General features: G+C 61.4%; 1 protein-coding gene. It reads right to left on the reverse strand.

Annotated elements, in window-relative coordinates:
* On the reverse strand, nucleotides 1-472 hold a 472-nt coding region (locus HGP29_RS28585; protein ID WP_168885854.1), incomplete at both ends, for a 4Fe-4S dicluster domain-containing protein.

Below are 472 nucleotides of genomic sequence, written 5' to 3' on the forward strand. Positions count from 1 at the left end.
TAACTTGACGGTCTGGCTGATCTCCGGGTTTTCCGGCAGGCCGTGGTACAGATTCGGCTTGTCGGCATGGTGCAGCACGTACATGACGTGGGTGCCACCGACGCCGGCCGGATCGTACAGGCCCGCATTGTCATAACCGCGGGTTTTCAGCTCAGCCACGCGTTCGCCGGCCAGCGTTTTCATATCCTCTTTGGAGCCAAAGTGGATTGCGCCGGTCGGACAGGTTTTCACGCAGGCAGGCTCCTGGCCGACGGTCACGCGGTCTACGCACAGGGTACATTTGTAGACGCGGTTGTCTTCCGGGTTCAGACGCGGTACATCGAACGGACAGCCGGCGATACAGTAGCCGCAGCCGATGCACTGCTCGGACTGGAAGTCGACAATACCGTTGGCGTACTGAATGATCGCGCCTTCTGACGGGCAGGCCTTCAGGCAGCCCGGGTCCGCGCAGTGCATGCAGCCATCCTTGCGG

Source organism: Flammeovirga agarivorans (assembly GCF_012641475.1).
GTDB lineage: Bacteria > Bacteroidota > Bacteroidia > Cytophagales > Flammeovirgaceae > Flammeovirga > Flammeovirga agarivorans.